Below are 22,802 nucleotides of genomic sequence, written 5' to 3'. Positions count from 1 at the left end.
GTCGGGATCCGCGAGGATGGAGTGACAAGATGAAAATAGAGTCCATACGACTGAAAAATTTTAAAGCCTTTCGAAACACCGAGATGAAGAATATTCCTCGGCTTTGCGTTGTCGTGGGGGCAAACGGTACGGGTAAAAGTACGATTTTCAGTGTCTTCGGTTTTTTGAAAGAGGCGCTCTCCTCCAATATCAATGTTGCGTTGGCAAAGCTGGGTGGGAGCCGAGGTTTTGAAGAGGTGAGGAGCCGAAACAGTCATGGCCCCATCGAAATCGAATTGAAATTTCGCGAGTCCTCGAAAAGCCCCCTGATTACATATTGCCTCGAAATTAATCAAGAAAATGGGCGGGCTTATGTGCAACGGGAAATTTTAAAGTACCGGCGTGGAAGCAGTGGGCAACCTTGGCATTTTCTCGATTTCAAGAAGGGCAAAGGATCGGCGGTTACCAATGAATTGGATACCATTGAAGACGTCTCCGATCTTCAGAGGGAAGAGCAGAACCTGAAGTCTGAGGATATTCTGGCCATCAAAGGTCTGGCGCAATTTGAGCGATTTCCGGCAGTGGTCACCCTTGGGAACCTTATTGAAAACTGGCATATCTCCGATCTTCATATAAATCGGGCCAGGCCGGAACAGGAAGCGGGCTTTGCAGATCACCTTTCGCGGGAAGGAGACAATCTCTCCTTGGTGGTGCAGTATCTTTATCAATATGAGCCTGACACCTTTCATACGATTATTGATCTTTTAAAACAGCGCGTCCCCGGTATTGACAGTGTGACATCCAAAACGACCGAAGAGGGTCGTGTCCTTCTGAAATTTCAGGACGGTACGTTTGAGGATCCCTTCCTTGCCCGATATGTCTCGGACGGAACCATCAAAATGCTGGCCTACCTGATCTTGTTATATGATCCCAGACCGCATCCGCTGCTTTGTGTCGAAGAGCCCGAAAATCAGCTTTACCCGGATCTTTTGTGGGAATTGGCCGAAGAGTTTCGCAGCTATGCCATTCGCGGGGGACAAGTCTTTGTGTCCACACATTCTCCTGATTTTCTCAACGCAACACATCTTGATGAGGTGTTCTGGTTATCCAAAGAGCAGGGGGAAACATCGATTCACCGGGCTGCGGATGATCCGCAAATTTCAGCTTATATGGCTGAGGGGGATCAGATGGGGTATTTGTGGAAACAACAGTTCTTTGGGAAGGTGGGCGCCTGATGACGACCTTTGTCTTCTGTCTTGAGGAGCCCTCGGCGCGTGAGATGCTGAAGGGTGTTCTTCCCCGAATGCTCCCGGAATTCATAGACGTTGTTTATCTTGTTTTTGAAGGAAAGCAGGATTTGGAAAAACAACTGGAACGGAGATTGAAAGGGTGGATGCGTCCGGACTCTTGTTTTGTTGTGATGAGGGATCAGGATTCCGGAAATTGTGTGTCGATCAAAGAGAAACTGTCAGAATTGTGCTGTCGCGCAGGAAAGCCGGAAGCGGTTGTTCGCATCGCATGTCGGGAACTCGAGAGCTTTTATCTTGGCGATTTTGTTGCTGTTGAAAAGGGGTTGAGGCTCTCCGGCCTTGTAAAAAGAGAGGCGGGGAAGAGTAAGTTCCGTGATCCGGATCGCCTGGGAAACCCATCTGAAGAACTCATCAAAGTCACCCGAAAACATTACCAGAAAGTGTCGGGATCACGAGCCATAGGCCCACACCTGTCCCTCGAGGACAACCGGTCGACGAGTTTCAATGCACTTGTTCGTGGGATTACCCGCCTGTCCGCTCAGACGTGAATAATTTCCATCTCCGAATCCGTGATCACGGCCAGCCCCCAGGCTTCCACGGCATCCACGATCTTGTCCAGCCGTGAGTTGATCAGGCGGCTGTCATTGCCCACGATGGTGACGCCCACCTCGGCGCTCTGATGGAGCTCGTTGAGGTCCGTCTCTGCAGCTGCGGCCTGAAAGTTGTTTTGAATGCGACCGATGATCCCCTTCACCACGTTTCGTTTCTCTTTCAGGCTGGTCACTCCGAACAGACGAAAACGTATTTTCAGAACGCCGACAACCATGGCGACCTCCCTTTGGGTTTAAATACCGGATTTTCTTTTTTACACAGCCTATTAGGTATCACACCCGCCCCTCTTTTCCCAAAAAAACAGCAACGGTGGAGGCGCCACCGACGGCCTTGCCTCCAGAGTTTTTTCCTGTCGACTATCGTTGAATCGTTACAAAATTATTGACAAATCATGGTGTATCACTGTATTCGAATGCGGTGATATTAACCGGCAATGGAGCAAAGAGATGAAAGAGATGGCGTCCCTGTTGAGGATCGTGGCGGATGAGACACGGCTTCGTGTGTTGCGGCTCCTTTCGGAGATCCCCCTGAATGTGACGGAGCTGACGACGATCCTCGGGTTGGCCCAGTCTGGCGTCTCCAAGCAGGTGGGGACCCTGAGAAAAGCCGGGTTGGTGCAGGAGCGCCGTGAAGGGCTGAAGACCTTTTATCGTCTTTCGGAAGAGAGCGAGGTGCCCAACGAGGGCCGTCCCCTCTGGGCGCTGCTGATGGATCGGGTCCGTACCGCCGAAGACGGTCGCCACGATCTGGTGCGTCTTGCCGAGATCATCGAAAAACGCGCCGGGGGAGCCCCCGGACTTCACGAAAAACTCCTGGCACCGGGAGAATCCTGGCATGCCTGGTCCCGTATGATCCTGACCCTGCTGCCTTCCATGGAACGAGCCGTGGACCTGGGCTGTGGCGGCGGCATCCTGACCGCGGAGCTGGCCCGGGTCTGTGACGAGGTGGTGGGCGTGGACATCAGCGGCCCGGCCCTGTCCGTCGCTCGTGCCCACGCAGAACGGACCGGGCTCTCCAACGCCCGCTTCATCGAAGGGGATATGAGCGCCCTTGACCTGCCCGACAGCTGTTGCGATGTGGCCGTCCTTTCTCAGACCCTTCACCATCTGCCCGACCCCATGGTGGGCCTCAAGGTCGCCGCGCGACTCTTGAAATCCGGCGGTCGCCTCATCCTTATGGAGCTCCTGCCCCACGAAGAGGCCTGGGTCATCGATAAGCTGGGTCACCTCCACCTTGGGTTCGCTGCCACCGACCTGGAAGCCATGATGGAACAGGTCGGGTTCAGGATGACTTCCCTGGAGACTCTTCCTCCTTCTCGCGGCGAACGCTTCAGGGCGGTCCAAGCCTGTGCGGTGTGGGAGTGAATTAAAAAGCATGCCTCCGGCGGCGAGGTGTGCCACCTCGAAAGCAGGTTTGCGAATGCGCATCGGGAGGCGCCTCTTGAGACTGAAATGCGTCCGCATTCGCCCGACGTGTGACGGTCAGCAACGTGCGTCGTACATGCGTGAGCCGACGGCTTTTCACTGGCGACTCATAGGTTGACATTAACCGGAATAACTCCGGCTGCGAGGTGTGGCACACCTCGAAAGCTGGTTTGCAAATGCGATTCGGGGGCTGTTATTCGGGCACTGTCGCGTTGGCATTCGCCCGTCTTAAACACAGTGGCGCGGGTCGGCGGTTTCATGTGTTCCGGTACGCAGTGGAGCACTTCTGCTGCATAAATTTTAATACCAGTCGCAATTTGCTTTCAAGGTGGCACACCTTGCCGCCGGAGGCTTTTTATATAGAGATTTGTCCTTAGAAAACAACGGTTTTTAAGCTTTTTGATATGATTTTAAGAGGAAGGGTTGTGACGTAATGACGACGTATGATGAGTTTCTTGAGTATGTGAAGGACCATGTGGTGTTGCTGGACGGGGCCATGGGGACGATGATTCAGCAGTTGGGGCTGATGCCCGCAGATTTTGGGGGGGAGTCTTACCTGATGCTGGGCGACCTGCTCAGCTTTTCTCGGCCTGACGACCTGATGGAGATTCATCTTCAGTATCTGCGAGCCGGGGCCCACGCCATTGAGACCAACACGTTCGGGGCGAGTGCCTTGCGCCTTGGGGAGTATGATTTCAAAGATCTGGACACCACGGCCTTCCGGGGCGTGCCCGAGGGAGTCGACCTGTCGGCTCTTTCGGCCCATGAGATGGCGCGGGAGATGAGCCTTGCGGCGGTGGCCGTGGCGCGCCGGGCCGTGGAGGCCCACAAGGCCGATGCGGATTACGACGGGCGTCCTCTTTACGTGGTGGGGTCCATCGGGCCGTCCAACTACGTGCTCTCTCCCACGGACGCTGACCTTAAGCGTGGCACCTGGGAGCTCATCGAGGAGAACTTTTTTCATCAGGTGACGGCGCTGCTCGACGGCGGGGTGGATATCCTCCTGTTTGAAACCCAGCAGGATGTTCTGGAGCTTAAAGCCGCCGTCAGCGGGGCGAAGAAGGCCATGGCGGCCAAGGGTGTTCGCCTGCCGCTCATGGCTCAGGTAACGGTGAACGAGTTTTCCCGCATGCAGATCTTCAACACGGACATCGTGGCGGCCTCCACCACGATCGCCGCCTGTGGGGTGGATGTGTTCGGCATCAACTGCTCCATCGGGCCGGACCTCATGGAGCCCATCATCAAGAAGCTGTCCGAGACCCAGGATATTCCCATCTCCGTGCTTCCCAACGCGGGCATGCCGGAGTCGGAGTTCGGGCGTACGGTGTACCGGCTGGGGCCGGACCTCTTCGCGGATCAACTGGAAAAATTTGTCACCCAATACGGGGTGTCCATGGTGGGGGGGTGCTGCGGCACCAGCCCGGACCATATCCGGGCGATTTCTCAGCGCCTCAAGGGAGTGGCCCCGGCCAAACGGAATCCCGATGGGCTGTTGCGTCTCTCCGGCCCCCAGGACAGCGTGGTCGTTGAAGAGGGTTCCTTCCTGCGCATCGGCGAGCGTCTTAACGTGCGGGGCTCCAAGAAGGTGCGGGACGCCGTGGAGAGCGAGGGCCCCATGGACGTGGACGCCCTGGCCGAGGTGGTGCGGGAGCAGATCGAAGACCTGGGCACCCCGGTCCTTGATGTGTGCATGGACTCCAACGTGGTTGAAACGCCTGAGGTGCTTCCTGCGGTCATCCAGGCCATGACCGGTGACTTCCGGGGCGTGATGAGCATCGACTCCTTTGATCCCGAGGCCCTGGCCGCGGGGGTGAAAGCCTATCCCGGACGTCCCCTGATCAACTCCATCTCCATGGAGAGTGTGGAGGGCGGCATCAGCAAGGCAGAGCAGATTCTCAAGGCCACGGCCTTTCATTCACCCCTTTATATTGGTTTGTGTGCCGATGACACCGGTCCGGCCCAGAAATCAGACGAAAAAGTGCGTGTCGCCAAGACCATGGTGGATCTGTGCGGAAAATACGACATCGCTTCCCGACAGCTCTTTGTCGACATCAACGCCTTTCCCATCGGTTCCGAGTCGGACGAGGGGCTGAACTTTGCCCTGGAGTCCCTGAATTCGATTCCGAAGATCAAGGCGCTGGCTCCTGGGCTCAAGACCACCATTGGGGTGAGCAACCTCACCAACGGCCTGGCCAGGAAACCCTATATGCGCATGGTGCTGACCTCGGTTTTCCTGGATGAGGGCAAAAAGCTGGGTCTTGACGCGGCCATCGTCAACCCCAACCACTACGTGCCCGTGGAGAGCATCGATAAGACGGACTATGAGCTGGCCCTTGCCATTATCCTTAATCGGGATATGGACGCCTACGAAGACCTGGAAGAGGTGGCCTCGGCCAAGAGCGGCCTGCGCAAGGTGAAGAAAAAAAATTACGAGGACCTGTCAGCCGATGAAGCCGTGTGTGAGCGCATCAAGGACGGGGTTCGCGAGGCCCGGCCCGGCACCCTTACCGTCCGGGGCGCAGAGTTTGCCTACAAGGATGCCGTGGTGGTTCAGGCGGCCGAGGCCCTGAAAACCATCGAACCCGTCGAGTTTATCTCCGGCCATCTTATGGTGGCTATGGAGGAGCTCGGGGCGCGGTTCGCCCGTGGCGAGGTTTCTCTCCCCCATTTGCTGAAGTCCGCGGACGTCATGAAGCAGGTGATGACCTATATCGAAGCGGTCCTTGGCACCTCCGAAGGCGGCGCGGTCTCCTACAAGGGGACCCTGGTGCTGGGCACTGTGTTCCAGGATGTCCACAGCATCGGCAAGGACCTCACCCGCACTCTTCTGGAAAACTACGGCTACCGGGTTATCGACCTGGGCGTGCAGGTGCCCCTGGCGGAGTTTATTGAGACCGCCAAACGGGAAAATGCCGACGCCATTGGCATGAGCTCCCTGCTCGTTCAGACAGCCGGTCATATGATCACCGTGGCCGCCATGGCCAAGGCAGAAAACCTGGAGATTCCCATTCTCATCGGGGGGGCTCCGGTAAACATGAAACATGGGGCTGCCGTGGCCATGGCCGGGGATGAGAATCCTGAGACCATGCGGTCCGACGTCTTCTATTGTGATTCGTCCATGACCTGCGTCAACGTGATGGAGAACCTTTGCGGACGGAATCGAGACGCCTTTATCGCCGCGAACGGCGAGGCGTTGAAAGCAGCCATCGGTAAAAAAACCGGGGTGGATCCGGCGGCCCTTCCGGCCCTGGAGATCTCCTTTGACGGGCTCACCGATTCCATCTGTCACGGCACCATGACCTTTTCGCCCAAAGTGGAGGCCCTTCCCCTGAATCGAAAAGCCCTCCTCGCCCTGAACTGGCGCGAAGGGAGCCGCCTGAAGCGCCTGGAACGGGGCCTCACCGACGAAGCCGCCAACGCCGAGATCGATGTGTGGCTCAAAGACGCCGAGGACAACGGTTGGGTCGTGCCCAAAGGACGCGTGGCTCTCTACCCCTGCAACAGCGATGGCGACGATCTCGTCGTCCTCGACCCCGACGCCCATGGCGTGGAGCTCTGCCGCATTCCCATGCCGATCATGGCCCTCAAAGGAAAAAAGGTGAGCCTCGCCCGTTACTTCCGACCTGCCACAGACGGCATCACCGACGTGGTGGGTTTTCAGATGGCCACTGCCGGTCTGCCGTCCGCCCAACAGGTGGATGCCTTTCAGAAAGAAAATGAGTCGGCTGCGGCCCACCTGCTTCAGGGAGTGGCCGACCGCGTGGCCGAAGACTTCGCCACCTGCCTCAATGATCGGGCCAAAAAAATGGCTGGGTTCTCCAACGGCACCGGCAAACGCTTCAGCCCCGGCTATCCCGGCGTCAACATCGAAGCCAACCGCCAGATTTTTGGCCTCCTCCGCGGTGAAAGCCTGGGCGCCACCCTCACCGACGCCGGCGGCTTCTACCCCACCAGCTCCACGGCGGCGATTGTCTGCTTTCACCCGGAGGTGAAGTACTTTTAAGGACGAAAAACGTGCCTCCGGCGGCGAGGTGGGCCACCTCGAAAGCGGGTTTGCGAATGCGCATCAGACGTCGTGATTCCAGGCTGAAATGCGTCCGCATTCGCGTGACGTGCAAGGAAACGCACTGTGCGTCGCAATGGCATGAGCTGTCGGTGGTCAGAATCCAACTCCTCCGTTGATTTTAATAGGGATATCTCCGGCGGCACACCTTGCCGTCGGAGGCCCTTGTTCATGAGCTGAATGGTTACTCAGGTCCTACACCTTAAGCGTTCATTCAGCGTGGTGTATTAACCCAACAAATCGTATCCATCTCTTTATTCGTGCATACAATATATGTATAATATAACCCATGGAAATCACATGGGACCCAGATAAGGCAGCATCGAATTGGATCAAGCACCGTATTTGGTTTTCCGATGCTGAGGCCGCATTGTGGGATACCCATGGTTTGACGTTGGAAGAGCAGGTTTATTCCGGAGAAAAACGGTATGTGACCCTCGGGATGGGGATGACGGGAGTCTTGGTGGTTGTCGTGTATATGTATCGGGGTGAGTGTCTCCGTATTGTTTCTGCTCGAAAAGCGACAAAACGCGAGAGGAGGAGTTATGGAAAAGGAGTATGATTTTTCAAAGGGGAAGAGGGGGACTGTTGTCCAGCAACCCGGTAAGACTCGGATTACCATCTACCTCGATAATGACATCCTTGATGCGTTCAGGGCAAAGGCGGAATCGTCAGGTCAGGGGTATCAGACCCTGATTAACAACGCCTTACGAAAAGAGGTGGCTCTCGCCGACGTCCCGTTGACAGAGTCGCGGCTTCGAGAGGTGATCCGGGAAGAGTTGAGCGGCTATGGGGATCATTTGTGACGGAGGGTTCCACTGGCCCGAATGGCATTTCGGTTTCCGGTAGAAAAAAAGGTGGGCAGCATGGGCGATGAGCCTCGGGCCTTTAGGCGCAAAGGATCGGCAATGCAGGAAAAACGCAGCGATTGTTTGTCAGGGTCATCGCCTTGACAAGTGCCGGTTAAGGTACCACTTTGTAGGGGTTTCAGGATGCATATGCGCATTGTGAAGCCCCTTTGTTTTTGGTTTGAAAATACCAGCGATAAGTCAGGGTAAAGGCGGAGCCTCAACAGAGCCGTCATCCTATGCCACGGGCGCAGCCCGTCAGCGAATGTGATCGGCCTGAGGCACGAAGGCCGGGAGCATTCGCAACCCGCTTTCGAGGTGGCACACCTCGCCGCCGGAGGCGTTTTTGGTTTTCGTTGTTTTATAGTTTGGAAGGTGGTGACAAAAGATGGACGAGAAGATGGATACCAAGGGTGTGGAGCTTGACGCGGTGCTTGTGAAGGGCGCGCGGGAGCACAACCTCAAGAATATAGATATCGCGATTCCCAAGAAGAAGCTGGTGGTGGTGACCGGGGTTTCCGGGTCGGGCAAGTCGAGCCTGGCCTTTGACACGATTTATGCCGAGGGGCAGCGGCGGTATGTGGAGTCTCTCTCCGCGTATGCGCGTCAGTTCATCGGGCAGATGGAGAAGCCGAAGTACGAGACCATTCGAGGGCTTTCGCCCACCATCTCCATCGAGCAGAAGGCGGCGAGCAAGAACCCGCGGTCCACGGTGGGGACGATCACCGAGATTTACGATTACCTGCGCGTGCTTTTTGCCCGGGTGGGGGAGCAGCACTGCATCACATGCGGAAAAAAGGTGGGGCGGGGGGATGCCGAGTCCATGGTGCGCCAGATCCTGGAGCTGCCGCCGGCCACGAAAATTCTCATCCTGGCCCCTTTGGTGGAGAACCGAAAAGGGGAGCACAAGGACCTTTTTGAGACCCTGAGAAACGACGGCTTCGGCCGGGTGCGGATTGACGGGGTGGTCCATGAGCTGGAAGACGTCCTCGGGCTGGCCAAAAATAAAAAGCACAAGATCGAGGTGGTGGTGGATCGGCTCGCCATCAAGGCCGGCGACGTCTTTCGCAAGCGGCTCACCGATTCGGTGGAGACGGCGCTTGCGAGCGGCAGCGGTGAGATCATCATTCATGTGCTGGGGCGCGAAGACATCCGCATGAGCGAGGCGCGCTCCTGTTGCGGCATTGCCTATCCCGAGCCCGAGCCTTCCCTTTTCTCTTTCAACTCCCCCTTGGGCATGTGCCCTGAGTGCAACGGCATCGGCACTCACCTCCTCATGGACGAGGAGAAGATCGTGCCTGACGCCTCCCTCACCATCCGTCAAGGGGCTGTGGTGCCGTGGAAAAATTATTTTCTCAAGGAGGAGGACCTGGGGACCGGCGGCTGGGGCATGAGCCAGCTGGTGGCCATGGAGGAGCAGTGGGGTATTGATTTTGACACCCCCTGGGAGTCCATGGCCGCTTGGATGAAGGAGATTGTTCTCTTCGGTTCCGATGGGCGCACCCTGGTGGTGGACTGGAATTCCAAGTCCGTGAAGGGCGAGGTGACCACCTCCTTTGAGGGGCTGGTCCACGAGATGATGCGGCGGTATCACCAGAGCCACTCCGAGCGCCGCAAGAAGTGGTACGCCTCGTTCATGAGCTCCAAGCAGTGCCGAAGCTGCAAAGGCAAACGCCTCAAGCCCGAGGTGTTGAAGATTCTCATCGATGGGGTCTCTATCATCGACGTCACGGCCATGACCATTACCCAGGCGTATCGGTTTGTCCGGGAGCTGGATCTCTCCGGCAATCGGAAGGTGATCGCCGAAGAGCTCGTCAAGGAGATCGGGGATCGCCTCGGGTTTCTGGTGAACGTGGGGCTCGATTATCTCACCCTGGATCGCAGCGGCCCCACCCTTTCCGGTGGGGAGTCCCAGCGGATCCGTCTCGCCTCCCAGGTGGGCTCTGAGCTCACCGGGGTGCTCTACATTCTCGACGAGCCCTCCATCGGACTGCACCAGCGGGACAACGTCAAATTATTGAAAACTCTTTGTCACCTGCGGGACATCGGCAACAGCCTCATTGTGGTGGAGCACGATCAGGAGACCATCGAATGTGCGGACTGGGTGGTGGACATGGGCCCTGGTGCCGGGCATTTAGGGGGCCAGGTGGTGGCCGAGGGGCCCCCGGCCTCTCTCATGAAGCAGAAAAATTCCCTCACCGGCGATTATCTGGCGGGGCGACGGGCCATTGAGGTGCCGGAAACCCGGCGTGTCGCCAAAAAGAAGGGCCACCCAAAGGTAGTGGTGACGGGCGCTGTGGAGAATAACCTCAAAGGGGATGACGTGGCGATTCCTCTGGAGCTTTTTGTGGCAGTGACGGGGGTCTCCGGGGCCGGAAAATCGACCCTGGTCAATCAGATTCTCTATCCGGCGCTTTCTCGGCACCTCAATGGCGGCACTCTGCAGGTGGGCCGTCACAAGGCGATCCAGGGGTTGGAGCATCTCGACAAGGTGATCAACATCGACCAGCGGCCCATCGGCCGCACCCCGCGAAGCAATCCGGCCACCTACACCAAGGTGTTCGATCACATCCGGGATCTTTTTGCCATGCTCCCCGAGTCCCAGGCCCGGGGTTACAAAAAGGGGCGCTATTCCTTCAACGTGAAAGGCGGGCGTTGCGAGACCTGTTGCGGGGACGGTTTTCTTAAAGTGGAGATGCATTTTCTGGCGGATGTCTACGTCCCCTGTGAGAGCTGTCGGGGCAAGCGCTTTAACGAAGCAACCCTGGAGATTAAGTACAACGGCCACTCCATCAGTGACGTCCTGGATCTCTCCGTGAGTCAGGCTCGGGAGCTTTTTCAGCATCACCCGAAGATCACCGCCGTTCTTGACACCCTGATGGATGTGGGGCTGGGGTATGTCAAGCTGGGGCAGGCGGCCACCACCCTCTCCGGTGGGGAGGCCCAGCGCATCAAGCTGGCCCGTGAACTCTCCAAGCGGAGCACCGGGCGGACGCTCTATATTCTCGACGAACCCACCACCGGGCTCCATTTCGAAGATGTGCGCAAGCTCCTTGAGGTGCTTCAACGCCTCACCGAAGGGGGCAACACCGTGGTAGTTATTGAACACAACCTCGATGTGATCAAGAGCGCCGACTGGATCATCGACATGGGTCCTGACGGTGGTGAGGGGGGCGGCCACGTGGTGGTGGAGGGATCCCCTGAGCAGGTGGCCGCTTCCGGGAAGGGCCACACCGCCCCCTTTCTGGCCGATATGCTCCATGTGGGCGGGTTGAAGAAACTGGCCAATTAAGAGGGGGCCTGAGTTGAAAAAATCGGGCCTTGTCAGAGCACCCGTGGTATACTTAATTTGATATGAACGCATCCCTTCTGTGTTTACCTGATGAGGGTTTGCCTAACCACCTGAAACCGGGCATGGATACCCACAGTCACTTGCTTCTTAGATTTGACAAGAGGGGGGCGTTTCAGTATCATGTAAGGCTTGGTATTGTAGGCGGTCGTCGTTATGTAAGGCCATGGCGCGCTTCGTCCTGCATCATGCATAGCGAGTGCGTAACAACCCGCCACAGGGTAGAGAAACACCGCTGCCCGGCTTTTTACGGAGCCCTTTATTGATGGCCTCGCAGAAATATGGATCAAGCCATACCGACGCTCAACATGTTGTGACGAACTGTAACAGCTGAGGCGGGTGGTGTTGCGAGGCGATTTTTAACGTCGACTTTTATAAACGCATCATTATTGGCGCTCAGAATCACGGGGTTGTTTACATGGAATCAGAAAACAGAAACCGCATCGGGGTGGCCTCACTCTTTGATGCGGAAGAAATAAAAGAGTATTTCAATACCTTCTTTATTCTTCTCTCAGGCATTGAATTCGTCATCTTTGTGGCGCATTTCATTGGCTCTATCGGCCCGGAAAGTGGCCCCTTTCCCTGGAAACAATACTTTTTCGTCTCGTTTATCTCTCCCCTGGTGATGGTCTTTCTTATTGGCCTCGTGGTGATCGGGTTCAATTTTTATCTCTTCGGTAACACCCCGGAGGGTGACCTCGGCGATGAGGCGGAGTCCGAAGGAGAAGGGGGACGACGCCGGAATCTCGGGCGGACCTTTCAGAGTTTTGTCTCCGTGATCCATCAGCTTCCGGCCCTGGCAGGTATTTTTATTCTGGGCCTGGGTTCCGTGGCGCTCTTCAAACTCGACGTGATCCTGGCGACCATCGGGCATGTGGGCGAGCGCACCGCGTATTACTTATTTGTCGGCCTGGGTGCCCTTGTGGTGGGGACCCTGATCTTTCTTCTCTTCTGGCTCTTCTGGAAATTCAAGCTTCAGAAGTATCAGATGGAGCAGCGGTGGAACTATCGGAACCGGGTAATGGAGAAGACCGGACTGATTATTCTCGAAAACAATACAGTGATCAACGAAGAGGGCAAGGTGCTGGTGGCCGATGAGAGCCTCAAGCAGATTGAAGGCGATATTATAGAAGAGAAGGTGCTCCCTGCGTTCGTGAATGTGGAAGAACGCATCTCCCAATAAGACACTCTTGATAAGCAGGTTCATGGAACAGACCGATTACTACGCCACTCTGGACGTCTCCAAAGACGCCGATGCGACCACCATCCGCGATGCCTACCGAAAGCTCGCATTGATTCATCACCCCGACCGCAACCGGACCCACCCCGATGCAGCGGATAAGATGAAGGCTGTGAACGAAGCCTATGCCGTCCTCTCCGATCCGGAGAAAAGGCGCAACTACGATGCGATGCAGAGTTCCTTCGGCGCCGACGCGACCCATCGATTTCGACAGGACTACACCGATCAGGATATTTTTAATGGGTCGGATATCCACGCTATTTTTGAGGAGCTGGCCAAGGATTTCGGCTTCCGTGGGGGCGATGCCATCTTCAAAGAGTTTTATGGCAATGGCTGGAAAACTTTTAACGTCTCACGGCCTGGTTTTTCCATGAAGGGGGCCTTTTTTAAGTCTTCCGGCGGTGCATCCCGGCCTTCCGTGGAAGGAAAAAAATCCGGGGGTGGCTTCCTCGGGGGTCAGGCAACCTCCCTGCTAGGTTCGCTCCTCTCCAGAGGGCCGAAAAAAGGGGGGGATGTGCTGGACACCATTGCCATTGAAAAAGAGCTGGCCGCTTCGGGCGGACCCTTTGCCTATTTTCACAAAGCCCGCGGGAAGAAGCTGGTCGTGAAAATTCCTCCCGGTGTTCGGGAGGGTCAGAAGATTCGTCTGACCGGTATGGGAAAAGAGGGCAAAGGGGGCGGGGCTCCCGGCAACCTTTATCTGATGGTGGCTTTTCGACGAGGCTTTTTTGGCCGTATCGCGAAGTTGGCGGGTTCGGTGGGGCGTTTCGGAAACAACAAGTAAGGGCCATGTCGGGCCAGGAAAGAAGATATTATTGTAGGCCTCCGGCGGCCCTGCCGGGGGCCAAACTTTTGCCAATTTTTATGGGATGGGTTTAACAAACAGGTCTTAAAAAATAATACCTGGTAGCTCTCGATACAAATGCGAATGTGATTTGACCCGAGGAACGAGTGGCAAAAAGCATTCGCAACCTGCTTTCAAGGTGGCACACCTTGCCGCCGGAGGCTGTTGTTCATGGTCTAAATAGTTATTTTTTACATAAACAGCCCCTATTTCTGTTCGCACAGGTTGATTGTGAGGGTGCCTTCTTGACAAAAGGTGAGGTGTTCTGGTAACACTTTGGCCCATGAAACGATCTATCACCCACACAAACGCATTTTTCTGGTTTTTCTGGTTTTTTACTTGCGCCTGGGGTGTTTGCTGATCGTAGAGAACCAACCAACGAATAAGCAAAGGGCCGCAGGCATTGAAACGCCGGCGGCCTTTTTTTATTTTTTAAACCCCATTCCGACCAGCCGTCGAAGATCAACCCTGCTGAGCCGATGAAGGAGGAGCAATGCTTCTTGGGAAAGCCATCAGACTGGAACGTGTCTTCAATCGTAACACCGGGAAAACCATTATCGTCCCCATGGACCATGGCGTCACCGTGGGGCCTATTTACGGAGTGGTTGACCTGAAAGGGACGGTGGACAAGGTTGCCGAAGGCGGCGCCAACGCCGTGATTATGCATAAAGGGTTGCCGAGGCGCACCCACCGGGGCCACGGCAACGATATCGGTCTTATCATCCATCTCTCCGCCAGTACCGTCCTCTCGCCCTTCCCTAACGCGAAAACCCTGGTGGGTTCCGTGGCAGACGCCATTCGTCTGGGGGCCGACGCCATCTCCATCCATGTGAATTTGGGGGATGAAAAAGAGATGGAGATGCTTGAATCCTTTGGCCGGATCAGCACCGAGGCCGCCAGCTGGGGCATGCCGCTCCTTGCCATGGTCTACGCCCGTGGGGCCGGGATTCGAGATGAATACGATGTGGAGGTGGTGAAGCATTCGGCACGACTCGCCGAAGAGCTGGGCGCCGACGTGGTGAAGGTCCCCTACACCGGCTCTCCAGAAACCTTTGCCCAGGTGGTGGACGGGTGCTGTATTCCCGTGGTCATTGCCGGCGGTCCCAAGATGTCCAGCCATCGGGACATCGTGCAGATGGTCTATGATGCCGACCAGGCCGGGGGCGCCGGACTCTCCATCGGGCGAAACGTTTTTCAGGATGAAAACCCCGCGCTGCTTGTGAAAGCCCTTCATGGCGTCGTGCACGAGGGAAAAGGCGTGGATGAGACCATGGCTTTTCTGGAGGCCAGGGGATGATTTTCTAATAGAAACGTTTGTTCGCGCAAAAACGAAACGCCGCAGCCCTTTTTAAGGAGGCTGCGGCGTTTTTTTATTTCAGCCAGGGAATATCGAGGAAAGAGCCCTCCCCGTAGTGGAGGGTGAGGTCGAAGGGTTCGTCGGATGCCTTGCCGTACGAGAGGTCAAAGGTGTCGATGGCCACGGCCAGGCGATGGCCTCTGGGGACCTCGGCGGCGGTGGTGATGAAGTTGAAGGCATAGGTTTTTTTCGTGCCCGGGACCGCACTGGGCATCAACTGGTCCGACTCGAGCAGGGTCAGGGGGGCGTGGGAGATCAGGGTCCCGAGGCCCAGCGCGTCCACCGTGTAGAGATGGGCAATGAGCTGAACGCGGTCGGCGGAAGGGGTCAGGGTCAGGCTCATACTGGGAGTGCCCACGAGGGAACGGGTTGACGTCAGGGGCTCAGTGGCGAAGACAAGGGCTTTGTTTCGGAGGGTCAGGGGCAGGCTGGTCCGAATATGAAGCGCCTGGGTATGGGCCTCCAGCAGGGAGCTGAGAAGCGGAATGCCCAGGGTGAGGCCGGAGATTTTACCTGCGGAGATTGTGTTGACGCCGCTGTGGCCTCCTCGTGTCGTCAGCCCGCCCTTGTAGTGGTACCAGGGGCGGTGGCTGAGGTAACGCCGGCTCAATTCCGTATCGGTGCCTGGGTTGGCGATGACGGGTCGGGTAAGGCCCTGAAGGTGTGTGCCGTTGATGTCTTTGATGTAGAGGTGATTCAGGTAATGACGGGTGTCGTTGCTTTTGTTGTCGATGGAGATGGGCGGGTTGTTCATGATGCCGGTTTCCATGCCCTTGAGATGTTCGTCAAACCAGGCGTACGACCGGTTCCAGACGGTATTGGGGATTCCGATAAGCCCTGTGCCTTCCGAGGAGGCGTGGATGCCTCGGTTGAAGTCGATGCGCTTGGCTTTGACGTCCAGGGCGTAATAAAAGCGGAGAATCTGGGTGGGGGTGAAGAGGAAGTCCTGCAGATTCGTGCTGATGCAGATGGCCAGGTTCCGGTCTGGATCATTGTATTGATCCAGGAAGTTGATGGGAGAGCGGGCCATGGCCCAGGGGAGAAGGTCGGTATGGAGGTCCTCGTGTTCGTGGTTGAAGAGCTGTTCGCTGTACTTTGCGATGTCCGGATGCAGATGGGCCACGACGCCGCCCAGCCCCACGAGAAGCCCTTTGACCCAGATTGTTTTCGTACTTTGGTTGAGGTAGAGGGAGTCCACCAGGTCGCCCCAGGGCACCATGGCCATCACCGCCTTGATTCGGGGGTCGAAGGCAGCCCCCATGAGGGAAAGTCCCCCGCCGAGGGAGATGCCGCACATGCCGATCATGGCGTTGGAGTCATCGGTGACGGTGCCGTCGGCGGTTTTGACCACGCCGGTGACCGGGGTTTTATTCGTCAGCCAGGTGATGAGGGAGGTGATGTCTCCGGTATCCTTACGTCCTCCCACATCAACCCATCCTTCCGATTGGCCCCAACCTCGGGCGCTGTAAGATAAAACGATGTATCCCTTCTCACAGAAGGTTTTTGCCTGAACCCAGTATTCGTGCTCCTCCATGATCCAGCTGTTGGGCATGACCAGGGCGGGAAAGGTTTCACCCGGGGTTTTTGGTTCGGGGAGAAAGAGGTTGCAGGAGAGGGTTATCCCATCCTTGGACGTGATGAGAAGTTTTTCCTGATAGGTCCAGTCGTAATCGGACGGGGAGAGTGTGAACGCTTCGTTGGGCAGGGTTCCCATGGCAAGGGCGGTTTGCATGGGGAAAAATGCGAGAAAAAGGGCAGCTATCCATCGAATCATCATGGTGATCCTCCTTGGAAGAAGAGGCCTTTTCTGAGATTTTCCGGGTGGGCAGGACCTCGGTTAAGAACGCCGTTTGTATGGGTGAATGGTGATCTATTTTAGAAAAAACAGCGGTGGAGATCAAGAAAAAAGTATAAGGATGAAGGTGGGTTAAGCTGTTTTGTCGCCAAGCGTCTGGTCGACCAGTCGGGTGATGGCCTGGGCCTCTGCTTCCCGGCCATGTTTCTGGCAACCCCCGGCGTAAATGCGGCCTTTCTTCTGAAGCACGGCCCGTGTCGCTTCCCTCTGGGGCTGGGAGAGGACGTTTTGCTCCAGCAGGTGCACCAGGGATTGAATGCGGAACCGGTCCAGAAGCGGAGTCTTGGAGAGTTGATCCTCATGCCCTCCGTGTTTGATCACCAGGGGGGAGGCTGTGGTGTATACCGGGTAACGCCAGGCGATTCGAAGCCAGAGGTCGTAGTCCTCACAGGCCGGCAGGGATTCATCGAAAAGCCCGACCTCATCGAGCAGGGTGCGTTTCATCATCACGGCCGAGGGGCTGACCAGGCAAAGATGAAGGGAGGCCTCAAAGATGTCTCCCGATGGTTTTTTGTGATGTTTGCAGGGGTTCACCCGTTTGCCGTTGCGTATCCAGAGCTCTTCCGTCTGGCAGATCAGGGCCTCCGGGTTTTGCCGGAAAAAATCGACCTGCTCGGAGAGTTTTTCAGGGAGCCAGCGGTCATCAGAGTCGAGAAAGGCGATGAAGGTCCCAGTGGCTGCGGCAATGCCATGGTTCCGTGCCCGGCTCACGCCCCCGTTCTCAAGGGTGAGGACCCGTAAGGCGTCTCCATACCGGGCCAACAGCGCAGGGGTCTCATCCGTGGATCCGTCATCCACCACGATCAGCTCTACCTCCGGATAATTCTGGGCCAGCACCGAGTCCACCGCCGCTTCAAGGGCCCAGGCTCGGTTGTATGTCGGTATGATCACACTAATCAAGGGATTGTTCATAATTTCTCCAGGGCCTTCGGGCCGGGTTTTTGTAAAGCAAAAGCGTGCCTCCGGCGGCAAGGTGTGCCACCTTGAAAGCGGGTTTGCGAATGCGCTTTGGGTTACGTCACTCAGGCTTTATCGCATCCGCATTCGCGTGGCGTGTGACGGGTTGCGTTGTGTGTCACACGTGCTGGCACCCCGGGGTTCAGGTTTCATCTCATAGAATGATTTTTACCGGAATAACTCTGGTACACTTCACCGCCGGAGGCAGCCAGGTTAAAGACGCCTCCGGCGGCCCTGCCGGGGGCCAAACGTTTGATCCGCCTTCGTCCAAGGGCTACGGCGCGACAAGAAAGTTTGATAAACAGGTTTTGCTCAATTTTCCAGAAACCTTCGCGAATGTCCTCACCCTGAGGAACGAAGGGAGAGGGCATTCGCAACCTGGGGTCCAGGGGATCATCCCCTGGCCGCCGGAGGCAGGCTTTTTTGCTTTTTGTCCTGTGTGTGGTAGAAGAGTTTATAGCACTCTTTTCAAAAAAAATCGACGCGAGGAGGCCTTCATGATTGCCCAGTCTATCCCCGGATTTTCCGATATTGCCATTTCTCACCTGGTCCTTGATTACAACGGGACCCTTGCGCTGGATGGTGTGCCCCTGATGGGGGTCAGAGAGAGGATTGAGGCTCTCTCGGCGGCCTTGACCATCCATGTGGTCACCGCCGATACCTTTGGCAAGGCGGCGGGCATCTTCTCGGACTGGCCGGTGCTCTTGTCTGTTCTCACGCCGGGAGGCGAGGCGGACCAGAAAGCCGCCTATGTTCAGAGTCTGGGAGCTGAAGGGGTGGTGGCGGTGGGCAATGGCCGCAACGACTGCCGCATGTTGAGTCTCGCCTGTGTCGGGATGGCGATTACTGGCCCTGAGGGGGCTGCGTCTCCGGCTCTTCTCTCTGCAGATCTTGTGTGTCCGGACATCTTTGTGGCCCTGGATCTCCTTTTGCATCCCACGCGATTGAAGGCCACCCTTCGGACCTGAGGGTGCCTTTACGCTCTGCCCTTCGTCAGGCCTTAACCATCATGCGTCCTCCAAAAAAACCTCTGATCCTCGTGAGATAGCCTTCGCCTGCCTTACCGGGTTTTTTAAACATCTTTTTGCAGGCTCTCCGCGAAAAATGATTGACAGTCGAACGAACGTTCGTATATCTCATATAACAATGTTTCTTACCTGGATCCCGAATTCATATCGTAAATAGAGTCTCCTCTCCCCACCTGAACGGATATTGCTGCCATGCCAGAGACGTTATCGGATCGGTCGTCCTGTAAGTCGACCCGCCAGGCTATTCTTGATGCGGCCGGGGAGTTGTTCGCCCGAAAAGGTCTGGGGGGAACCGGAATTCGCGAAATCGTCAAGGAGGCGGGGACCTCTCTCTCCTCGGTGAATTACCATTTTACCAACAAAGAGGGACTCTACCTCGCCTGTCTTCGCCACATCATGGATGAGAAACTCGATTTGCCCGGTTTGTTTGGCATTCTGGACTCTGGGACATATTCCACGTTGCAGCAGGTGTCCGATGCGATGGGTTACATGATGCACCGATGCCTTCGCGCCCTGCTCGGCCCGGGGGTTCCAGGGTGGTACGGGACCCTGATGGTTCGGTCTCGCATGGAGCTGCATCCGAAGTCCTCCCGCGCGTTGATGCGGCTGGAAGAACCCCAAAAGTTACGGCATTTTGTCCGCGATCATGTTCCGGGGCTGAGCGAGGCCTTTGTGCAGTACTGGTATATCAACGTCATGGCGCAGCTGCAGTACTACATTCTGGAACGGGAGGCGGTCCTGATCGCCTTTGATTTGACCCAGTACGACGAGGCATTTCTCAATGGTACGGCCTGCTATATGGCTGAGAGTATGACACAGATTCTGGGCCTTCCGGTTCCGGATCACAGGGCGGTTGCAAGGAGACTTTGATGCGAAAGGGTGGCGCGATGAGGGGGGGATGGGCAGGGTTGGCGTGGCTGTGGGTGGTTTTTGGCCTGATCGGGGTGCCTTGTTCCCATGCAGACATGAGGCGTGTGGTGGTGGGTGCTGTCACGGCGGGTCCTGCCTCTACCCTTTCCGACTTTCGCGCCAGCGTGCAGCGGGAGCTCGCCACCCTGGCCAGTCCGGAGCTGGTGGTCGAGCTGGCGTCCGAGACGATGACGGACGGCGCGTGGACAGCGGAAGGCCTGGAGACCGCTTTCAGGGCCCTGGAGGAGGATCCCAGGGTCTCCTTCGGGGTGGCGATGGGGTACGTGGCCTCCGGCGTGGCAGCCCAGCGGGGACACTGGGCAAAGCCGATGCTGGCCACCCATCTTTTAACGCGGGCTGCCGAAGGAGGACCCGATTTTCATGCCATCGTGGTGGGGCCTTTGTTTCGTTCTGGTTTGGAGCAGTTTTTTGAGGCCCTGCGCTTGGATCATGTGACCCTGGTGGTGGATGAACATGCTGGCCTGGTCCTCCCGCAGATTTCCGATTTTGTGGCGGACCTCTCCTCGATGCGTGGAAAACAGTGGGCCTTGCGAATCGTCCCCGCCCGTGCGGATGCCATGATTGGGGCGGTGCCCGAGGAGACGGATGGGGTTATTTTTTCTCCGTTTCCAGGCCTTTCGCCAGAGGGCATGGCCGAGGTGGCCGGAAACCTTATCCTGCGGAAATGCCCTTCGTATGCCATGGGCGGGAGGGGCGATGTGGAGGCAGGGCTCCTCTTCGGATCAGAGCCCCAGGGTGAGCTGCGGCGGCTGGCCCGGCGCACGGCCTTGACTCTCTACAGCATGGCCCGCGGCGAGTCCCTGGGGACGGCTCGTGAAGAGTGGTCGGTGGAGGGGACCCCCCTCATTAATGTGGCCACGGCCAAAGCCATTGGGTTTTCTCCGGCGTGGGAGCTCTTTCGTCAGGCGGACAAGGTGGGGGCTGAGGCCCCCGAGCCGGTGGTCCTGACCCTCTCCGAGGCCATGACCCTGGCCCGTCTCTACAACCCCGGGCTGGCGTCAGAGGCTCGGCGGGTGGAGGCCCAGGCCCAGGATGTGAACAAGGCTCTGGCCAACCTCGTTCCCCGCATTGACGCCTCGGTGACGGGTCTCAGGATCGATGAGAACAGCGCGGAGAAGAGCATGGGCACGGAATCTGAGGAGAGTATCAAGGGGACTCTGACGTTGACCCAGGTGCTCTACTCAGAGGCGGCGGTGAGCGGTTACAGCGCGACGAAACTTTTTCAGCGATCCCGGGAGGCGCAGCAGCAGGCGCGTGTTCTTGACAAGGCGCTCGCCGCCGGAGAGGCGTATATCACCCTGCTTAAGGCCCGCAGCCTGGCCGCTGTCCGTGAGGGGAACCTGGGGTTAACCCAGGAGAACCTGGCGCGGGCCCGGGCCCGGAAGCAGGCCGGGGTTCTCAACCCGTCGGAGCTTTTCCGCTGGGAGAGTGAGGTGGCGAAGAATCGTACGGAGTTGCTGAAGATCAGGGCCCAGGTCCAGTATGCCGGTAATGCCCTCAAGCGTCTTTGCGGGTTGGCGGTGACCGAGGGGGTGGATGTGGGGGCCGGAGCGGATGATCAGGGGGTGCTTCTGACCTCGCATCTGCGATTTCAGGAGATGCTGGATCGTCCCACCGAATTTGACGCCCTGGTGGCGACTCTTGTGGCGGTGGGATGGGAGGCCTCCCCGGAGCTATTGCAGATTGATCACGCCCTTTCTGCGGGTCGTCGCCGGATCAAGGGGTTCAAACGGGCCTTTTATCTGCCGGATGTGGCGCTTAAGGGGGGGGTGACGGAGGTGTTGGATCGTCATGGATACGATCAGGTGCGGGACCCCTTTGAGGAGCGGGAGTGGCATGTGGCCATCCAGGCGAGTTTTCCGCTTGTGACCGGGGGGGAGCGGCTGGCCGACCTGCGGAAGGTGGCCGGAGAAACCGCCGCTCTGTCTCTGAAACGGCGTCATACCATGACACTTCTGGCCGAGAAAATGACAGATGCTGCCCTTGCCGTGCAGGTCTCCGGGGCCACCATCGGGTTGGTTGCAGCCTCCCGTGATGCCGCGGAGAAAAACCTCGCCCTGGTCACCGATGCGTACAGTGAAGGGGCGGTGGCGGTGATCACCCTGCTGGATGCTCAGAACACCGCCGTGAATGCACGTATCGCCTCGGAAAATGCCGTCTACGATCACATGGTGGGGGTGTTGCGCCTCCAGCGTCTGTTGGGCCAGGTGGATCTCTCCGGGGACGCCGGAAAAGAGATGGTCCGTGCGCTGGGAAACGCCTTGTCGGAGGCGGGGAGGTAAGGTTTACCGATAAAACGGGAAGCATCTCTGTCGCGTTCTGGCAGGGCAATCATATCAACGAATAGTGGGTGGGCATAAGGAGAGGGCATGGTCGGTCGGGTAGTGGGAAGGCTCGTTTTGGCTGGGTTCCTGATGGTGCTGGGGCTCGTTGGGTGTGCCGAAGAGAAGGCGGAAGAGGTCGTTCGCTTGAGGCCGGTGCGGGTACAAAGGGTCGTGCGGGTGGACTCGGAAGTGGCTCGGATTTTTTCCGGATATGCCCTGTCATCGGTGGAGTCCAAGTTGAGTTTCAAGGTCCCCGGCACCTTGAAGGAGATCGCCGTGAAGGTGGGGGATTCCCTTGCAAAGGGGGACCTGGTGGCCGCTTTGGATGATCGGGACTATCGGTTGCGGGTGCAGGAGGCGGAGGCGGGGCTCGATCAGGCCAGCGCCCAGGCGCGCAATGCGTCTCTTTCCTATGAACGGGCGAGGCGTCTCTGGGAAAACGACAACATCTCCAAGAGTGATCTGGATCGAGCGCGGGCGTCCTGGGAATCGGCCACGGCCCAGGTGACGTCCATCGGGAAGAAGCGGGATCTGGCCACGCGCCAGCTGGGTTACACCCGCTTGGAATCTCCCGTTGAGGGGTCGATAACCCGGGTGTTGGCCGATGAAAACGAAAACACCGGGGCCGGGGTGCCGGTGGCTGTTCTCGCGTCAGGCCAGCGAGCCGAGGTGCATGTGGACATTCCCGAGGTGATGAGTTCGGCCATTGAGAAGGGATGGAGGGGGGCGGTTGGCTTTGCCG

Annotated in this window: 17 protein-coding genes; 14 read left to right on the top strand and 3 right to left on the bottom strand. The window is 57.4% G+C overall.

Going from position 1 to position 22,802, the window contains the following annotated elements:
* The first annotated feature begins 29 nt into the window (after window positions 1–29).
* Entirely contained in the window at window positions 30–1,214 is a 1,185-nt protein-coding gene (locus Q1Q75_RS00550; protein WP_300666970.1) for an AAA family ATPase, read from the top strand.
* Window positions 1,214–1,777, top strand: coding sequence for a DUF4276 family protein (locus tag Q1Q75_RS00545; RefSeq protein ID WP_300666969.1), 564 nt, complete (start codon window positions 1,214–1,216; stop codon window positions 1,775–1,777). Before Q1Q75_RS00550 ends, Q1Q75_RS00545 begins: the two co-directional genes overlap by 1 nt.
* On the opposite strand, the gene Q1Q75_RS00540 is transcribed toward Q1Q75_RS00545, so the two are convergent.
* A complete protein-coding gene (locus Q1Q75_RS00540) occupies window positions 1,768–2,055 on the bottom strand; it encodes a DUF503 domain-containing protein (protein ID WP_300666968.1) in 288 nt (95 codons plus the stop codon). The genes Q1Q75_RS00545 and Q1Q75_RS00540 overlap by 10 nt on opposite strands.
* 232 nt (window positions 2,056–2,287) lie before the next feature.
* Here Q1Q75_RS00540 and Q1Q75_RS00535 point away from each other — a divergent pair, with 232 nt between their 5' ends.
* From Q1Q75_RS00535 to Q1Q75_RS00505, 8 genes are all read left to right on the top strand, one after another.
* Window positions 2,288–3,205 (top strand): metalloregulator ArsR/SmtB family transcription factor, encoded by a 918-nt coding sequence (locus tag Q1Q75_RS00535; RefSeq protein ID WP_300666967.1) that lies wholly within the window; start codon window positions 2,288–2,290, stop codon window positions 3,203–3,205.
* Window positions 3,206–3,698: 493 nt separating this feature from the next.
* Window positions 3,699–7,268: a homocysteine S-methyltransferase family protein gene (locus tag Q1Q75_RS00530; RefSeq protein ID WP_300666965.1), complete on the top strand. Its 3,570-nt coding sequence runs from the start codon at window positions 3,699–3,701 to the stop codon at window positions 7,266–7,268.
* Between the two features lie 349 nt (window positions 7,269–7,617).
* Window positions 7,618–7,890, top strand: a complete 273-nt coding sequence (locus Q1Q75_RS22550; RefSeq protein ID WP_366945123.1) for a BrnT family toxin — start codon at window positions 7,618–7,620, stop codon at window positions 7,888–7,890.
* Window positions 7,874–8,134, top strand: a complete 261-nt coding sequence (locus Q1Q75_RS00525) for a BrnA antitoxin family protein (RefSeq protein WP_300666963.1) — start codon at window positions 7,874–7,876, stop codon at window positions 8,132–8,134. Before Q1Q75_RS22550 ends, Q1Q75_RS00525 begins: the two co-directional genes overlap by 17 nt.
* Before the next feature lie 430 nt (window positions 8,135–8,564).
* On the top strand, window positions 8,565–11,468 hold the full coding sequence (gene uvrA, locus Q1Q75_RS00520) for an excinuclease ABC subunit UvrA (RefSeq protein ID WP_300666961.1): 2,904 nt from the start codon (window positions 8,565–8,567) through the stop codon (window positions 11,466–11,468).
* A gap of 475 nt (window positions 11,469–11,943) precedes the next feature.
* A complete protein-coding gene (locus tag Q1Q75_RS00515; protein ID WP_300666960.1) occupies window positions 11,944–12,708 on the top strand; it encodes a hypothetical protein in 765 nt (254 codons plus the stop codon).
* A gap of 22 nt (window positions 12,709–12,730) precedes the next feature.
* The gene (locus Q1Q75_RS00510) at window positions 12,731–13,549 is read left to right on the top strand and encodes a DnaJ domain-containing protein (protein ID WP_300666958.1); all 819 of its coding nucleotides are present in this window, start codon (window positions 12,731–12,733) and stop codon (window positions 13,547–13,549) included.
* A 553-nt stretch (window positions 13,550–14,102) separates the two neighbouring features.
* Complete coding sequence (locus Q1Q75_RS00505) at window positions 14,103–14,906, top strand: 2-amino-3,7-dideoxy-D-threo-hept-6-ulosonate synthase (protein ID WP_300666957.1); 804 nt, start codon at window positions 14,103–14,105, stop codon at window positions 14,904–14,906.
* A gap of 73 nt (window positions 14,907–14,979) precedes the next feature.
* Here the strand turns inward: Q1Q75_RS00505 and Q1Q75_RS00500 are convergent, their stop codons facing one another.
* Window positions 14,980–16,743 (bottom strand): CocE/NonD family hydrolase, encoded by a 1,764-nt coding sequence (locus tag Q1Q75_RS00500; protein ID WP_300666954.1) that lies wholly within the window; start codon window positions 16,741–16,743, stop codon window positions 14,980–14,982.
* Window positions 16,744–16,893: 150 nt separating this feature from the next.
* Entirely contained in the window at window positions 16,894–17,733 is an 840-nt protein-coding gene (locus Q1Q75_RS00495; RefSeq protein WP_300666951.1) for a glycosyltransferase, read from the bottom strand.
* Between the two features lie 542 nt (window positions 17,734–18,275).
* Between Q1Q75_RS00495 and Q1Q75_RS00490 the strand changes: the two genes are divergently transcribed.
* From Q1Q75_RS00490 to Q1Q75_RS00475, 4 genes are all read left to right on the top strand, one after another.
* Complete coding sequence (locus Q1Q75_RS00490; RefSeq protein WP_300666948.1) at window positions 18,276–18,746, top strand: ATPase P; 471 nt, start codon at window positions 18,276–18,278, stop codon at window positions 18,744–18,746.
* 252 nt (window positions 18,747–18,998) lie between these two features.
* Entirely contained in the window at window positions 18,999–19,676 is a 678-nt protein-coding gene (locus Q1Q75_RS00485; protein ID WP_300666945.1) for a TetR/AcrR family transcriptional regulator, read from the top strand.
* Complete coding sequence (locus tag Q1Q75_RS00480) at window positions 19,676–22,018, top strand: TolC family protein (RefSeq protein ID WP_300666942.1); 2,343 nt, start codon at window positions 19,676–19,678, stop codon at window positions 22,016–22,018. The genes Q1Q75_RS00485 and Q1Q75_RS00480 overlap by 1 nt, the downstream gene beginning before the upstream one ends.
* 87 nt (window positions 22,019–22,105) lie before the next feature.
* Window positions 22,106–22,802: efflux RND transporter periplasmic adaptor subunit (locus Q1Q75_RS00475; protein ID WP_300666939.1), on the top strand; the 697-nt coding region annotated here is incomplete at its 3' end.

This window comes from Desulfoluna sp., assembly GCF_030145185.1.
In the GTDB taxonomy this organism is placed as follows: domain Bacteria; phylum Desulfobacterota; class Desulfobacteria; order Desulfobacterales; family Desulfolunaceae; genus Desulfoluna.
The sequence above is the reverse complement of the archived record's forward strand: the minus strand, read 5'-3'. Positions and strand labels throughout refer to the sequence as shown.

Bases quoted from the DNA above. Each gene is read 5' to 3' on its own strand.
- Q1Q75_RS00535 (WP_300666967.1), top strand. From the start codon at position 2,288: ATGAAAGAGATGGCGTCCCTGTTGAGGATCGTGGCGGATGAGACACGG.
- Q1Q75_RS00485 (WP_300666945.1), top strand. From the start codon at position 18,999: ATGCCAGAGACGTTATCGGATCGGTCGTCCTGTAAGTCGACCCGCCAG.
- Q1Q75_RS00545 (WP_300666969.1), top strand. From the start codon at position 1,214: ATGACGACCTTTGTCTTCTGTCTTGAGGAGCCCTCGGCGCGTGAGATG.
- Q1Q75_RS00505 (WP_300666957.1), top strand. From the start codon at position 14,103: ATGCTTCTTGGGAAAGCCATCAGACTGGAACGTGTCTTCAATCGTAAC.
- Q1Q75_RS00510 (WP_300666958.1), top strand. From the start codon at position 12,731: ATGGAACAGACCGATTACTACGCCACTCTGGACGTCTCCAAAGACGCC.
- Q1Q75_RS00500 (WP_300666954.1), bottom strand. From the start codon at position 16,743: ATGATGATTCGATGGATAGCTGCCCTTTTTCTCGCATTTTTCCCCATG.
- uvrA (WP_300666961.1), top strand. From the start codon at position 8,565: ATGGACGAGAAGATGGATACCAAGGGTGTGGAGCTTGACGCGGTGCTT.
- Q1Q75_RS22550 (WP_366945123.1), top strand. From the start codon at position 7,618: ATGGAAATCACATGGGACCCAGATAAGGCAGCATCGAATTGGATCAAG.
- Q1Q75_RS00540 (WP_300666968.1), bottom strand. From the start codon at position 2,055: ATGGTTGTCGGCGTTCTGAAAATACGTTTTCGTCTGTTCGGAGTGACC.
- Q1Q75_RS00550 (WP_300666970.1), top strand. From the start codon at position 30: ATGAAAATAGAGTCCATACGACTGAAAAATTTTAAAGCCTTTCGAAAC.
- Q1Q75_RS00480 (WP_300666942.1), top strand. From the start codon at position 19,676: ATGCGAAAGGGTGGCGCGATGAGGGGGGGATGGGCAGGGTTGGCGTGG.
- Q1Q75_RS00515 (WP_300666960.1), top strand. From the start codon at position 11,944: ATGGAATCAGAAAACAGAAACCGCATCGGGGTGGCCTCACTCTTTGAT.
- Q1Q75_RS00490 (WP_300666948.1), top strand. From the start codon at position 18,276: ATGATTGCCCAGTCTATCCCCGGATTTTCCGATATTGCCATTTCTCAC.
- Q1Q75_RS00530 (WP_300666965.1), top strand. From the start codon at position 3,699: ATGACGACGTATGATGAGTTTCTTGAGTATGTGAAGGACCATGTGGTG.
- Q1Q75_RS00495 (WP_300666951.1), bottom strand. From the start codon at position 17,733: ATGAACAATCCCTTGATTAGTGTGATCATACCGACATACAACCGAGCC.
- Q1Q75_RS00525 (WP_300666963.1), top strand. From the start codon at position 7,874: ATGGAAAAGGAGTATGATTTTTCAAAGGGGAAGAGGGGGACTGTTGTC.